Annotated in this window: 15 protein-coding genes and 1 pseudogene; 9 read left to right on the top strand and 7 right to left on the bottom strand. The window is 56.0% G+C overall.

Features of this window, described 5'->3' with window-relative positions:
- Window positions 1–59 precede the first annotated feature (59 nt).
- Window positions 60–233 (bottom strand): DUF6026 family protein, encoded by a 174-nt coding sequence (locus K3169_RS16595; protein WP_099269492.1) that lies wholly within the window; start codon window positions 231–233, stop codon window positions 60–62.
- Between the two features lie 45 nt (window positions 234–278).
- Here K3169_RS16595 and K3169_RS16590 point away from each other — a divergent pair, with 45 nt between their 5' ends.
- Genes K3169_RS16590 through K3169_RS16570 form a run of 5 tightly spaced genes read left to right on the top strand, consistent with a single transcriptional unit; the run spans window position 279 to window position 5,745 of the window.
- Window positions 279–515, top strand: a complete 237-nt coding sequence (locus K3169_RS16590; RefSeq protein WP_147471352.1) for a hypothetical protein — start codon at window positions 279–281, stop codon at window positions 513–515.
- A gap of 54 nt (window positions 516–569) precedes the next feature.
- Window positions 570–1,547, top strand: coding sequence for a phosphogluconate dehydrogenase (NAD(+)-dependent, decarboxylating) (gene gnd / locus K3169_RS16585; RefSeq protein WP_099269494.1), 978 nt, complete (start codon window positions 570–572; stop codon window positions 1,545–1,547).
- Entirely contained in the window at window positions 1,547–3,079 is a 1,533-nt protein-coding gene (zwf, locus tag K3169_RS16580) for a glucose-6-phosphate dehydrogenase (RefSeq protein ID WP_122395665.1), read from the top strand. The genes gnd and zwf overlap by 1 nt, the downstream gene beginning before the upstream one ends.
- A complete protein-coding gene (locus K3169_RS16575) occupies window positions 3,072–3,890 on the top strand; it encodes an HAD family hydrolase (RefSeq protein ID WP_122395666.1) in 819 nt (272 codons plus the stop codon). The genes zwf and K3169_RS16575 overlap by 8 nt, the downstream gene beginning before the upstream one ends.
- 37 nt (window positions 3,891–3,927) lie before the next feature.
- Window positions 3,928–5,745 (top strand): glycoside hydrolase family 15 protein, encoded by a 1,818-nt coding sequence (locus tag K3169_RS16570; protein ID WP_231677601.1) that lies wholly within the window; start codon window positions 3,928–3,930, stop codon window positions 5,743–5,745.
- 1 nt (window position 5,746) lies between these two features.
- Here K3169_RS16570 and alkB read toward each other — a convergent pair whose 3' ends face one another.
- The 3 genes from alkB to K3169_RS16555 form a co-directional block, all read right to left on the bottom strand.
- Window positions 5,747–6,424: a DNA oxidative demethylase AlkB gene (gene alkB, locus K3169_RS16565; protein WP_122395668.1), complete on the bottom strand. Its 678-nt coding sequence runs from the start codon at window positions 6,422–6,424 to the stop codon at window positions 5,747–5,749.
- A 260-nt stretch (window positions 6,425–6,684) separates the two neighbouring features.
- Complete coding sequence (locus tag K3169_RS16560; protein ID WP_027902682.1) at window positions 6,685–6,867, bottom strand: hypothetical protein; 183 nt, start codon at window positions 6,865–6,867, stop codon at window positions 6,685–6,687.
- A 26-nt stretch (window positions 6,868–6,893) separates the two neighbouring features.
- Window positions 6,894–7,199: a DUF1883 domain-containing protein gene (locus tag K3169_RS16555; RefSeq protein ID WP_095097853.1), complete on the bottom strand. Its 306-nt coding sequence runs from the start codon at window positions 7,197–7,199 to the stop codon at window positions 6,894–6,896.
- A 168-nt stretch (window positions 7,200–7,367) separates the two neighbouring features.
- Here K3169_RS16555 and K3169_RS16550 point away from each other — a divergent pair, with 168 nt between their 5' ends.
- On the top strand, window positions 7,368–7,718 hold the full coding sequence (locus K3169_RS16550; protein ID WP_122395669.1) for a hypothetical protein: 351 nt from the start codon (window positions 7,368–7,370) through the stop codon (window positions 7,716–7,718).
- 6 nt (window positions 7,719–7,724) lie between these two features.
- Here K3169_RS16550 and K3169_RS16545 read toward each other — a convergent pair whose 3' ends face one another.
- Window positions 7,725–8,006 carry a hypothetical protein gene (locus K3169_RS16545; protein ID WP_099269500.1) on the bottom strand — a complete coding sequence of 94 codons (282 nt, stop codon included), beginning with the start codon at window positions 8,004–8,006 and terminating at the stop codon, window positions 7,725–7,727.
- Window positions 8,007–8,108: 102 nt separating this feature from the next.
- Window positions 8,109–8,336 carry a hypothetical protein gene (locus K3169_RS16540; RefSeq protein ID WP_411567003.1) on the bottom strand — a complete coding sequence of 76 codons (228 nt, stop codon included), beginning with the start codon at window positions 8,334–8,336 and terminating at the stop codon, window positions 8,109–8,111.
- A gap of 341 nt (window positions 8,337–8,677) precedes the next feature.
- Between K3169_RS16540 and galU the strand changes: the two genes are divergently transcribed.
- From galU to K3169_RS16525, 3 genes and pseudogenes are all read left to right on the top strand, one after another.
- Window positions 8,678–9,511, top strand: coding sequence for a UTP--glucose-1-phosphate uridylyltransferase GalU (galU, locus tag K3169_RS16535; RefSeq protein WP_027902687.1), 834 nt, complete (start codon window positions 8,678–8,680; stop codon window positions 9,509–9,511).
- A 100-nt stretch (window positions 9,512–9,611) separates the two neighbouring features.
- Window positions 9,612–10,970, top strand: coding sequence for a glutathione-disulfide reductase (gene gorA, locus K3169_RS16530; RefSeq protein ID WP_122709093.1), 1,359 nt, complete (start codon window positions 9,612–9,614; stop codon window positions 10,968–10,970).
- Between the two features lie 144 nt (window positions 10,971–11,114).
- Window positions 11,115–12,773 (top strand): annotated as a pseudogene (locus tag K3169_RS16525) (ATP-binding protein); the annotation flags it as partial.
- On the opposite strand, the gene K3169_RS16520 reads toward K3169_RS16525, so the two are convergent.
- Window positions 12,774–13,748 carry a DNA-binding protein gene (locus K3169_RS16520; protein WP_263267184.1) on the bottom strand — a complete coding sequence of 325 codons (975 nt, stop codon included), beginning with the start codon at window positions 13,746–13,748 and terminating at the stop codon, window positions 12,774–12,776.
- Between the last annotated feature and the right edge of the window lie 161 nt (window positions 13,749–13,909).

The raw sequence follows: 13,909 nt of genomic DNA, 5'->3' as shown, positions 1-13,909 counted from the left end.
GCTGATCGGGCTTGCCGCTATTCGTCACGCTGCGTTGCCCAGAGGCAACGAGTGGGGGGTCAGGCTTGAAGTGCGTTGCTGGAGATCATCAACTGCGATTGTTGCAGCATGAGGCTCAAATTAGCGACCTTGCTGAGCAACTGTTCGCGCTCTTCTTTAAGTTGGCGCAGTTCGTCACGACGGATAGTGACATAGAGAGTTTGTGGTGCGGTTGCCGGTAGTACAGTGCCCATTGCTCACCTCGCAAATGGCGGATTCAACATGAAAGGTCTTGGCAAATGACTATCGCGATCCCCGACTCGCCTCTGCTTACCTCTCTATCGGCCACAATTCTGATTTCTTTTGCGCAAAAATGGAACTTTTTTATTTTGGAGGGTCGCGAACGTTTCTTGTTCTTGATTGCTTGTGATTCTCGACTGGTGTCCATTGGCCACCTTGCAGCCCCCGCAGCGCTTGGGATAGCGGGAATTTGCCGCTTTAAAAATCATGCTCATGGCTGGCTCACGACGGAGTGAGCTGTACAATGAGGTAACATTTTTTTGTTTTATCGCGAATTACGGAGCACCAGCATGCAACTTGGAATCATCGGACTGGGCCGCATGGGCGGCAATATCGCAAGACGCCTCATGCTCAATGGCCACACCACCGTGGTGTACGACCGTGATGAAGCGTCTCGCAGCGCCCTTGCCAAGGAAGGGTCGACTGCCGCAGTCGATCTGCCCGCGCTGGTGGCAGCCATGGACAAGCCTCGCGCTATCTGGGTCATGCTCCCTGCAGGCGAGCCTACTGAAGAAACCATCAATGTCCTGAGCGACCTGCTTGATGCAGACGACGTGATCATTGATGGCGGCAACACCTTCTATAAAGACGACGTACGTCGTGCTCAGGCGCTGACAGCCAAGGGGCTGCATTATGTCGACGTCGGTACGTCCGGCGGTGTATGGGGTCTTGAGCGCGGCTACTGCATGATGATCGGTGGCGAAGATGAAGTGGTCAGACGTCTTGACCCGCTTTTCGCGACGCTGGCTCCGGGCATGGGTTCAGTCGAACGCACCAAAGGTCGCAACTCTGCCGATGACCGCGCTGAACGTGGCTACATCCACGCAGGCCCGGCCGGTTCCGGTCACTTCGTGAAGATGATTCACAACGGTATCGAGTACGGCATGATGCAAGCCTTTGCCGAGGGCTTCGATATCCTCAAGCAGAAGAATTCGGAAAACCTGCCGGTCGAGCAACGCTTCGATCTGAACATGGCCGATATCGCCGAAGTCTGGCGTCGCGGCAGCGTCGTTTCTTCCTGGCTTCTGGACCTGACTGCTGATGCGCTGGCAACCGACCCGCAACTGGACGCTTATTCCGGTGCTGTGGCCGATAGCGGTGAAGGGCGCTGGACCATCGAGGCTGCCATGGAGCAAGCCGTTCCTGTCCCAGTACTCTCCAGTGCACTGTTTGCCCGCTTCCGTTCACGGCAGAAGAGCTCGTACGCAGACAAAATGCTGTCGGCAATGCGCTTCGGTTTCGGCGGTCACAAGGAAGGTCCTAAATAATGGGTTTATCGCGCAGCACTACCCGGCAAACGCCTGAAGTTGCGCCACCCACCACGCTGTTCCTGTTCGGTGCCCATGGGGACCTTGTAAAGCGCCTGTTGATGCCGGCGCTGTACAACCTGAGCAGGGACGGTCTGGTTGATGAAAACCTGTATATCGTTGGCGTTGACCACAACGCGATCAGCGATGCGGATTTTGCGAAAAAGCTCGAGGATTTCATTCGTCAGGAGGCAGCCAGCAAAGTTGCTGATGACGGTAAGGATCCTCTGGATCCGGAGCTGTGGAGCAAACTGGCTGGCCGTATCAGCTATGTGCAGGGCGACTTCCTCGACGACTCCACTTACAGCGATATCGCCGCAAAGATCAAAAGCACCGGCACCGGCAATGCGGTGTTCTACCTGGCAACTGCTCCGCGCTTCTTCAGCGAAGTCGCTAAGCGCCTCGGTTCTTCGGGCTTGCTGAGTGAAGCACCGGGCCAGTTTCGCCGGGTCGTCATCGAAAAACCTTTCGGCTCCGACCTGCCCAGCGCCGTTGCACTCAATGAGTGCCTGCTCAAGGTCATGACCGAGAAGCAGATCTACCGGATCGATCACTATCTGGGCAAAGAGACAGTACAGAACATTCTGGTCAGTCGTTTCTCCAACGCCTTGTTCGAATCCTTCTGGAACAATCACTATATCGACCACGTGCAAATCACTGCCGCCGAAACGGTAGGGGTGGAGACACGCGGCAGTTTTTACGAAAACACCGGTGCGTTGCGGGACATGGTGCCCAATCACCTGTTCCAGTTGCTGGCCATGGTTGCCATGGAGCCCCCGGCAGCCTTCGGAGCCGATGCAGTTCGCGGCGAGAAGGCCAAGGTCATCGGCGCGATTCGCCCATGGTCTGAAGAAGAGGCACTGGCCAATTCGGTTCGCGGTCAGTACTCGGAAGGCTCCAGGGATGGCGCTGATGTGCCCGGGTATCGTCAGGAAAACAAGGTTGATCCGGCCAGTACCACTGAAACCTACGTGGCCCTCAAGGTCATGATCGATAACTGGCGCTGGGTCGGCGTACCGTTTTACCTGCGGACCGGCAAGCGCATGAGTACGCGCAGCACCGAGATTGCCATTTGCTTCAAGCCAGCGCCCTATGCGCAGTTTCGCGATACCGAAGTCGACCGTATCAAGCCCAACTACCTGCGCATCCATATCCAGCCCAATGAGGGTATGTGGTTTGACCTTTACGCCAAGCGTCCCGGTCCGACCCTTCAAATGGAAGACATCGAGCTGGGCTTTGAGTACAAAGACTTCTTCGAGATGCAGCCGTCTACGGGTTATGAAACCTTGATCTACGACTGCCTGACCGGGGATCAGACCCTGTTCCAGCGCGCCGACAACATTGAAAACGGTTGGCGGGCGGTGCAGCCGTTCCTGGATGCATGGAAGAACAATCCTCAGGTCGAGCTGTATCCGGCGGGGGGCAATGGACCTGCTTCTGCGGATACATTGCTGGGCAAAGACGGTCGAGAATGGCGGGATATCAATGCCTGAAGTAAAGACACCGCAAGTTCGTTTCGTGCTTTCCGATATCGATGGGACTTTATTGCGTCCCGATCACAGCTTGAGTCAGGCGACGATCGATGCCGTAGCCCGGCTGCGTGATGCCGGAATCCTGTTCACCGTGGCCAGCAGTCGTCCGCCGCGCGCCATGCGCGAACAGATTGAAGCCCTGGGCGTCGATCTGCCGACCGCAGGCTTCAACGGTGCCAATATCGTTGCCCCGGACGGCAGCGTCCTGTTTGCTTACCGCATTGACCCGGTAGCTGCACGGACCTGCATCGAGCTGTTCTCCGGATACGACGTAGCAGTGTGGGTGTTCGCCGATGATCAGTGGTTTCTGATCGATCCGCAGGGCGCTTACGTCGAGCACGAACGCACGACTCTTGGTTACGAGCCGGTCCAGGTTGAGAGCTTCGAGCCGTGGCTGGATCGGGTCGACAAGATCGTCGCCGCCAGTACCGATTTCGAGCTCTTGAAGCAGCTCGAAACAACCCTCAACCCGATGGTTGAAGGAAAAGCCTTCGCTGCACGCTCGCAGCTTTACTATCTGGATGTGACTGCGCTGGATGCCAACAAAGGCAATGCGCTGGTCACCCTGGCAGGGCAGTTGGGCGTCGACATGGCGCACACCGCTGCACTGGGTGATGGCGGCAACGATGTCGCGATGTTCCATAAAGCCGGGTTTTCAGTTGCCATGGGGCAGGCTGAGGAAAGCGTTCGCAGTCAGGCTGATGTCGTCACCGGCAGTAATCTGGAAGATGGAGTTGCCAGCGCCATTGAGCGCTACATGCTGCCGCGCTGAACGGCTGTTGATGTTTCCCCGATTATGGATGCTGTTCATGGCTGCATTGATCGAAGACTACGCATTGCTCGGCAATTGCAAAACTGCCGCGCTCGTCGCCAGAGATGGCTCGCTTGACTGGCTGTGCTTCCCGCGATTTGATTCACCTGCCTGTTTCGCCGCGCTCCTGGGTGATGTAGACAATGGGCGCTGGAAGCTCGCTCCCAGCCAGCCTTTGGTCAGTGCCGAGCGGCGTTATCGGGAAGGGACCCTGATTCTTGAGACGCTGTTCGAGACCGCTACCGGTCGCGCCATGCTCATTGACTTCATGCCGCCGGGCGAAGGCAGTCACGTGGTTCGGATGGTCGTTGGCCTGAGTGGGCAGGTGTCTTTCGAGATGGACCTTGCGATTCGCTTTGACTACGGCAGCAGTGTGCCATGGGTCGAGAACAAAGGCGGCCAGACCCTCACGGCAGTGGCGGGCCCTGAAATGCTGGTGCTGCGTGCCCCTGAGCCGTTGCGCGCATTCGATCACCACACCGGCTGCCATTTCCAGATCGCCGAAGGCCAGCGCCAGGCGTTTGTCCTGACGCATCAGGCGTCTTTTGAAAGCCTTCATGACGCCATCGACGCTGAATCGGCGCTGGCCGAAACCGAGTATTTCTGGCTTGAATTCTCTGATCGCTGCCCTGACGTCGGCCCCTGGACACAGCAGGTTAAACGCTCACTGATCACCTTGAAGGCGATGACCTATCAGCCCACGGGCGGCATTGTCGCGGCGGTCACTACATCGCTGCCTGAGCAACTGGGCGGTGAGCGCAACTGGGATTATCGGTACTGCTGGCTACGTGATGCGACGATGACGCTGCTGGCGTTCATGAATCTCGGTTACTTCGAGGAGGCGGCTGCGTGGCGCGAGTGGTTGATGCGTTCGGTGGCTGGTAATCCTGAACAGATACAAATCATGTACGGGCTTGGCGGTGAGAGACGACTGTCAGAGTTCGAATTGCCCTGGCTGAATGGCTACGAAGGCTCGCGCCCTGTGCGCATCGGCAACGGTGCAGCGACGCAGATGCAACTGGACGTCTATGGCGAAGTCGCTGACGCCATGATTCAGGCTATCAGAGGTGGTTTGCCGCGTCCGCCGCGCAGCATCGCGATTTCTCGCGTGATCATGCCGTTTCTGGAAAAAGTCTGGCATATGCCGGACAAGGGAATCTGGGAAATTCGCTCCGAGCCGCGCCATTTTACTCATTCCAAGGTCATGACCTGGGTCGCCTTCGACCGCAATTCGACGTTGCTTGCGGAGTCGGCGCAAACCGAAAAGGAGCGGGCGCTGGCGGTTCACTACCGCAAGGTCGCGGACGACATCCACGCGGATGTCTGCCTCAATGGTTATGACCCGGACATTGGCAGCTTTACGCAGACCTATGGTTCTCCTGCACTGGATGCCAGCCTGTTGCAGATTGCGCTGACCGGTTTCTTGCCGGTTGATGATCCGCGAGTGATCGGCACGGTTGCGGCCATCGAGAAGCACCTCATTCAGGACGGTCTGCTGTTGCGTTACGACACTGAGCGCAGTGTGGATGGCGTATCCGGTCACGAAGGAACGTTTCTGGTGTGCTCGTTCTGGCTGGCGGATGTCTATGTGCTCATGGGCCGTGAGGAAGAGGCGGCGGCGTTATTTGATCGTCTGTGTGGGTTGTGCAACGACCTGGGTTTGCTCGCCGAGCAATACGATCCCAAGGAAAAGCGCATGCTGGGCAACTTCCCTCAGGCGTTCAGCCATATTGGCATTATCAACACCGCCCTCAACCTGCACAGGGTGGTCTGCCCGGTTAAATCACGCGCTGCCAATGAGTCTGCTGCCCTTTAGCTTAATGGGCGCGCCGGAAGGTGAAGTTTATTCGCTGCTCCCCCAGCAATGGGTGATGGCCGGGCTTGATCGGCAGGACACCGTGAAAGCGCAAACGGTCTTCACCGCCCCAGACCACGACATCACCATGCAACAGCGCTACGCGTTGGGTTTTGTCATTGCGCTGATGGCCACCAAAAAGAAAGATCGCAGGTAGCCCGAGGGAAACTGAGACCACCGGCCACTCGTAGTGCTTTTCGTCCTTGTCTTGATGCAGGGACATTTTTGCGCCGGGTATGTACTGGTTGATCAGGCAGGCGTCGGGAACAAAATCCGCAAAGCCGCAGGCTCCGGCCGCGCGTTGCGCCAGCGCCATGAATGCCGAGGGTATATCGGGCCATGGCAGTTGGGTCTGCGGATCGATCGGGGTATAGCGGTAGCCGCCACGGTCAGTCATCCAGCCAAAACTGCCGCAACTGCTCAGGGCTGCCGACATGGTGAAGCCGCCCGGCGTCACCATGTGCCGGAAGGGGGCTTTGCTGAGCGTGTCTTCCAGTGCGGGCAGCAAACGCTCAATTTCCGCGAGCGCAAAGCCGCGCAGTACCCAGGAGCAGGGGCCGATCTGCTCCATGGCGGTACTTTGCGGGGGCTCTTCGGCGAAAAGGTCGAAGGTGATTGGCGTTGTGCTTTGCCGTTTCATGAGGTTATGGAGTCCTCAATGCTGAGAGCTGCCTGAAATTGGAATGTCATTTTCAGGACGAGCTTGATGTTGGCCTGCAAATGCAGTTCCGGTGGGAGCGAATTCATTCGCGAAGAGGTCAGTAAATTCACAGTTTGTGTGTTGCCTGAAATGCCGCCTTCCCGAATGAATTCGGTCCCAAAGGTTTTGTGTCGCCCATCAGGTTGTGGTCAAACACCGAATGCCGCGCAGCCTATGACAAGGGTTTCCGAAAAATGGTATTACAGCGCTTTACTGACCTTCACTTCGCTAATCACATCGCCGCTTTCACCGTGCATTTTTTCCAGCGCGCTTCTTGCCTCTTCAACGGAGGCAGACTGTAACTGGGCGAATTCGAAGCGGCGTTCGCCGTTGAGTTTGTAGCTGACAGCGTATTTGGTGGTTCTCGGGGCAGGCGTGTTCACGTTGGCTCCTGATTTTTGGGTGTTGATCAGCTCAGTCGAGACGTCGAACGACGGACTATTTTGATCGAATGCGTGAAATTGGTTTTGCGCCCGCCGTTGGTATCCATCTTGCGACCGGCAGTATCAATGGTGATGTTCCAGAAGCCGGTGCTCGGAACAGCGATTTTGGCCGGGAACTTGTCGAATGCACCGCCGTGGTAAGTGTGACGTCCGCCGTTTTTGAAGGTCCGGAAGTTCGAGTCATTCATCAGGCGGATGTTGCAGAGCTGAGAACACTCAATGACGACCAGATCGTCTTCATTGAGGTGCTCACGCTGGTGTACGAATTTCATGGATGTCTCCGACGGTAAGGCTTCTTTCAAAAAATCAAAACGATAACATGGTGCAGGTCCGCATTTATCAGCGATTAAGGTTTTATTGCGGTCATCTCGCTAAAAACGACTTTATCAGGGATTTAATTCCCCTCAGGCTTGTCGTAGCACCTTTACCGGGAGGATTGTATGAAATTGGCTGTCGTGATTTTGGCTCTGGCGATGACTGGCTGCGCCACCGTCGAAGATATCGAACATACCCCAGCGACCATGAACGTGATGTCTGGCAAAACTCCGCAGGAATATACCGACTGCTTCGTTGGCAAAATCGCCAACAGCCGCAAGCCGCCTCTGATCGAACCTCACCATGACGGCCTGCGGGTGATCGTTGCGCAGAAATTCAGCAAAGATCCTGCAGCGATTCTGGACGTTGAAAGCCGGTCAGGCGGCAGCACGATCAAAGTTTACGAACGACTGTCCAATATGCCGATCCGTCCCAAGGACGTACAGCATGCTGCGACGTTCTGTATTTCGGGCTAAGACGCTTTACTTGCACACGACCAGTACGCTGCGGTTCTTGTAGTTGCCCACATCGACCCCGAGAGTCTTTTCACTTTCGGGGGGCCGTGGCGTGCCATCGGTACCGACGATCTCGTAGCCAGTCCCTGCGCAGGAAGCATCTGCTTTTTCGTAGCAACTGGCCCAAGACATCGCTTCGCCCGAGCAGTCGATGTTCAAGCCCTGTTTGCCGTTCTTCAAGTAGGTGTTGGAGGCGGTTGCACAGCCAGTAAGGCCCAGTACAGCGATAATGGACAAAACTCTGATCATGTCTTTGTACTTCTTCAGGAAAGGCGGGGGAGTAGGTTCAAGGGTTTGATGCTATGACAGACACAGAGAGCCATCGTTCCGACATCATTCGATATGCTTCGATCAGGGTTTGTTTCCGGTGCGTCGACGTGAAGCTTTTGGCTGGTCCTGTAAGACCGCGGCTACTTCAATAGCGGCCTCTTCGCTGGCGAATGGGCCCGCGATGGCTTCATCTTCGGCCGAGCAGGCCCACCACTGGCCATCCTGAAGCTTTTTGATCAGGTAACCGTTTATGTTTTTTACTGATGACATTGCAGCGGTCTCGTGGGTGGCTATGCAGTTGCGCATCATAAAGCGTCAGTTGGGTGGCTGTCTCCTGCGCTTTGCGTTGACATAAATCCTACAAGTTAAACCGTGTTCGGCTACGCTTTCGTGAGCTTTGGATGCTTGCTGAAATCACCGCCTCTGTTGATCAAAACAGAGTATTTGCGCTGGCAGGAAGTGAATCCGGCGGGTGTGAAACCGGGTGCTCAAAGGCGCTTTGATGTTCTTTAAATCTGAAATCGAGCGGAACTATCTGCTCGAGGATTCCTCTACCATGGCATTGAAAGGCCAGAGGCGGACCATTGTAAGGTGATCGCCGCCTGATTAGACTGCGCCGCTAACGCCAACAGCCCTTATAAAGGACTTTTATGATCAAGAAATGCTTGTTCCCCGCAGCCGGTTACGGCACTCGCTTTTTGCCAGCGACCAAAGCCATGCCCAAAGAGATGCTGCCAGTGGTCAACAAGCCGCTGATCCAATACGGCGTGGAAGAAGCTCTTGCTGCAGGCCTTAATGAAATTTCCATCGTCACCGGTCGTGGCAAGCGCGCGCTGGAAGACCATTTCGACATCAGCTACGAGCTGGAAACCCAGATCAAGGGCACCGACAAGGAAAAATACCTGGTTGGCATTCGTAAACTGATCGACGAGTGCAGCTTTTCCTACACTCGCCAGACCGAAATGAAGGGTCTGGGCCACGCAATCCTCAGCGGTCGTCCACTGATCGGTAATGAGGCATTTGCCGTCGTGCTGGCTGACGACTTGTGCGTCAATCTTGAAGGTGAAGGCGTGCTGGCGCAGATGGTCAAACTGCACAAGCACTATGGCTGCTCGATTGTTGCAATCCAGGAAGTGCCTGCCAACGAAACGCACAAATATGGCGTTATCGCGGGTGAAGAAATCAAGCCGGGCCTGTTCCGTGTCACTGACATGGTCGAAAAGCCGAAGCCTGAAGATGCGCCTTCCAACCTGGCGATTATTGGTCGTTACATTTTGACGCCGGACATCTTCGCGAAGATCGAAGCGACTGAGCCAGGCAAAGGCGGCGAAATCCAGATCACCGACGCTTTGATGAAGCAGGCGGCAGAAGGCAACGTCCTGGCTTACAAATTCAAAGGCACTCGTTTCGACTGCGGCGGCGCTGAAGGGTACATCGAAGCAACCAACTTCTGCTTCGAGCACTTCTACAAGAAAGGCAGTTAAGCAACCGGGAATTCCTCAGGTTTGCTTGCTGGACAAAGCCACCTTCGGGTGGCTTTGTCGTTTCTGACTGATATGCTGTAGCTCTGTTTAGGAGATTTGCATGGCTTACGACTTCGACCTTTTTGTCATCGGTGCCGGATCTGGCGGTGTGCGCGCCGGGCGTTTTGCTGCTGGTTTTGGTGCGCGCGTGGCAGTCGCCGAGAGCCGCTATCTGGGCGGCACTTGCGTCAACGTAGGCTGCGTGCCGAAAAAACTGTTGGTTTATGGTGCGCATTACGCTGAAGATTTCGAGCAGGCAAAAAGCTTTGGCTGGACGACCGGAGAGCCGGGGTTCGATTGGCAAACGCTTATTGCCAACAAGGATCGCCAGATCCAGCACCTCAACGGCATTTATCGCAACCTGCTGGTCAACAGCGGAGTGACGCTGCTTGAAGGGCATGCCACGCTCAAAGGTCCCCACGAGGTTGAAGTCAACGGTCAGAGCTACACCGCTGAACATATTCTGATTGCTGTCGGCGGCTGGCCGCAGGTGCCGGATATTCCCGGTCGCGAGCACGCCATTACCTCCAACGAGGCGTTTCATCTCAATCAGCTTCCGAAACGTATTGTGGTTGTCGGTGGCGGTTACATCGCGGTCGAGTTCGCTTCGATTTTCCACGGCCTTGGCGCTGACACCACGCTGATGTATCGCGGGGAAATGTTCCTGCGCGGATTTGATGGCAGCGTGCGCACTCATTTGCACGAGGAGCTGACCAAGCGCGGCATGGATGTGCGATTCAATGCGGACATCGAGCGCATCGAAAAGCAGGCTGATGGCAGTCTTCAGCTACTCCTCAAGAATGGTGAGCAGGTGAACACCGACTGCGTGTTCTATGCTACCGGGCGTCGTCCGATGCTCGATAACCTCGGGCTGGAGCACGTCAACGTCAAGCTAGACGAAAAAGGCTTTGTCGAAGTTGATGAGAATTACCAAAGCAGCGAACCGTCGATTCTGGCCATCGGCGATGTCATCGGTCGTGTGCAACTGACACCGGTGGCGCTGGCTGAGGGCATGGCTGTAGCGCGACGTTTGTTCAAGCCTGAAGATTACCGGGCGGTTGAATACACGCATATTCCAACCGCTGTTTTCAGTCTGCCCAACATTGGCACCGTCGGCCTTACGGAAGAAGATGCCCGCAAGGCAGGCCATGAGGTGCGGATCTTTGAAAGCAGCTTCCGCCCCATGAAGCTGACGCTGACCGAAAATCAGGAGCGGACGCTGATGAAACTGGTGGTCGATGCCAAAACAGACAAGGTGCTGGGTTGCCATATGGTCGGTCCGGAGGCAGGTGAAATCATTCAGGGATTGGCTATTGCCCTGAAAGCTGGTGCCACCAAGCGCCAGTTTGACGACACGATTGGCGTGCACCCGACACTGGCTGAAGAGTTCGTCACCATGCGCTCACCGGTGGACCGTTAAGCGTTGGCTGCATAAATGATGTATGCCCGGGATTCAGGATGAAGGCCGGGCTGATTCAACTTTCCAGGAAGGACACCCGCAATGAGCAGTCAATTTATTTGGGCGGCGATGCCATTGAATTTCGACGAGCAAGATATAGGTTCTATGCGCAACATTGATGCGTTGCTTGAGAGTGAGCGGCAGTTTCGCAGCCTGGCTGACAACATGAGTCAGTTAGCATGGACGGCGGACTCTGCCGGAAATATCTATTGGTACAACGAGCGCTGGTATACCTATACCGGGGCCTCTCTCGAGGCCATGCGCGCATTGGGTTGGCGTTCGGTGCATCATCCGGAGCACGTCGCCCGGGTGACGGCGCGGCTCACGCACTGTTTCGCGACCGGCTCGATCTGGGAGGACACGTTCCCGTTGCGCAGCAAGAGCGGTGCATACAGCTGGTTCCTGGCGCGGGCCTTGCCGATTCGCGATGAGCACGGACACATAACCCACTGGCTCGGGACTCACACCGATATCACTGCCCAGGTCAATGCTGAAGAAGCGCTCCGTGAGCTCAATGAAAGCCTTGAGTTGCGAGTGGCCGAACGTACCCGCGAACTGGCTAGTATCAATGAATTGCTGCAGATCGAAATGGCCGAGCGTGAGCAGGCTGAAGAGGCGTTGCGGCACGCGCAGAAAATGGACGCCATTGGGCAGCTCACCGGTGGTATCGCCCATGACTTCAACAACATGCTTACCGGCGTACTGGGTGCGCTGGATCTGATGCAGCGGCGCATTGCCGCTGGTCGTAGCAATGAAATTGATCGCTACATCACGGCCGCCATGACCTCTGCCAATCGTGCTGCCGCCCTGACTCATCGGCTGTTGGCTTTTGCTCGTAGGCAATCGCTGAACAATAGCGCTGTCGATGTGAATCAGATGGTGACGTCTATGCAGGAACTGTTGGCGCGAACCATCGGGGAAAGCATCGAGTTGAGTATCGAGCTGAATGATGGTCTGCAGCTGACCAGTACCGATGAGCACCAACTGGAAAACGCATTGCTCAATCTGGTTATCAATGCCCGGGATGCCATGCCTGATGGCGGTCAGCTGACGGTGTCCAGCGAGCATGTCACTGTCGAGGGGCGGTCGAACGAGATTTCCGCGGGCGAGTACGTTTGCCTGAGTGTCCGTGATACCGGTTCAGGAATGTCTGACGATGTTCTGGGCCGGGCTTTTGACCCTTTCTTCACGACTAAACCGATTGGGCAGGGCACAGGGCTGGGGTTGTCAATGGTCTACGGTTTTATCAAGCAGACTGGAGGTCACGTTGTGATCGACAGCGCTGAGGGGCAGGGTACGGCTGTGCAGCTTTACTTGCCTTGCCACCACGATGTGAGTGAGCGCAGTCCGGTCGTCATTGATGGGCCGCAAGCGCCGCGCGCAGTCAATGGCGAGTGCGTGCTGGTGGTTGAAGACGAAGAGCCGGTACGGATGCTGATGGTCGATGTGTTGCAGGAGCTGGGATATTCGACTCTGGAAGCGGCTGACAGCAAGGCCGCATTATCTTACTTGCAGAGCTCGAAGCGCGTTGACTTACTGGTCAGTGATGTGGGGTTGCCGGGGCTGAACGGGCGTCAGCTGGCTGAAATAGCCCGGCAATACAGGCCCGGGTTGCGCGTCCTGTTCGTGACCGGCTATGCACCTGAAGCTCAGGTCCGTGGAGACTTTCTCGGGAGCGGAATGGACATGATGACCAAGCCCTTTACTTTCGATGAGCTGGGATTGCGCGTGCGAACCATGCTTGAGCTGCGTGATCAAGCCTGATCATTTTGCGTTTTTTGAAGGTGTTGGCTTGGTCTTCGCCTGAGTGGTGGCTCGCAGGTTTTCAAGGGCCAGTTCGGTCTTGATCAGTATCAGTTCCACTACTCGGTTCTGCTGCAATTGGTCAGTCAGTTGCTGGCGAGTGTCCGCACTTTCCTGCTGTGCAGCGCGGGCACGCTCTTCCAGCAGGGCGCAGCGGGTTTCCAATTGTTGGAGCTGCTCAATGGCGTCTGCTGCTTGAGCCGCTTTTTTGTCCAATTGATCATTCTGACTGTTCAGTTCACGCTGGACGCTGCGGTTTTCTGCCAGCAGGCGCTCGTTGTCACGAGTGAGTCGGGTGATTTCTTCCTGATGCTGCGTGGCGATCTTCTTCGCCTGACGCAGCTCTGCTTCCTGCTCGTCGTTACGCCGCAGCGATAGCTCACGCTGCTCTTTCGCAGATTCGCGGGCGTCCAGGTTTTTCTCTTCCAGTGAGCGGATTTGTTCATCTTTTTCAGCCAGGCGCGTCGCCGCATCCTGATTGATCTGGGTCAGCCGAGCGTTTTGGGTCTGCTCGATCTGCAGTCGTTCGCGAGTTGCGAGAAGGGTGGCGGCTTGCTCCTTGAGTTGTTCTGTCTTGCGTTCCAGTCGCGTGGTGGTTTCTGCAAGTTGATTCTGGGTCTTCAGTAATTCTTCCTGTTGCAACTGGCAGGTTGCGTCAAAGCGCGACCGGGCGTCGTCTATGGTTTCTTGTGCCTGACCTTGCAGGCGATGGGCAAGGCGGGTAACCAGCTCGGTCAGCTCGTCGCTGATATCAGCCGGGGTTGTACCTGCCCGGTCAGCTGCGTCCAGCTCTCTTAAATGGCGATGAATCGTTGTTTTAGAGCCCGTGTTGCCCATTTCAATACGTACTGAATCGATGCTCGGGTGCTCGCCGCGGGCCATCAATGCCAGTCGTGCTGTTTGTACCAATGCTTTGCTTACGCCGCCCCGAGCCATTTTAATCGCCTTTATTTCATACTGTGGTATGTACCCTGTAATTACATACTAAATTTGAATTTATATCGAGGGGCGTTTTGTCTGTCGTAAAAGGGCACGGGCCCCGCGAGGCCGCGAAGGTGTCCTGCCTGAGACACCGCCATCGCGGACTCGCGGTGCTC

It is taken from the genome of Pseudomonas phytophila (assembly GCF_025643095.1).
GTDB classification, from domain to species: domain Bacteria; phylum Pseudomonadota; class Gammaproteobacteria; order Pseudomonadales; family Pseudomonadaceae; genus Aquipseudomonas; species Aquipseudomonas quasicaspiana.
This window is presented reverse-complemented; position numbering and strand designations above follow the sequence as displayed.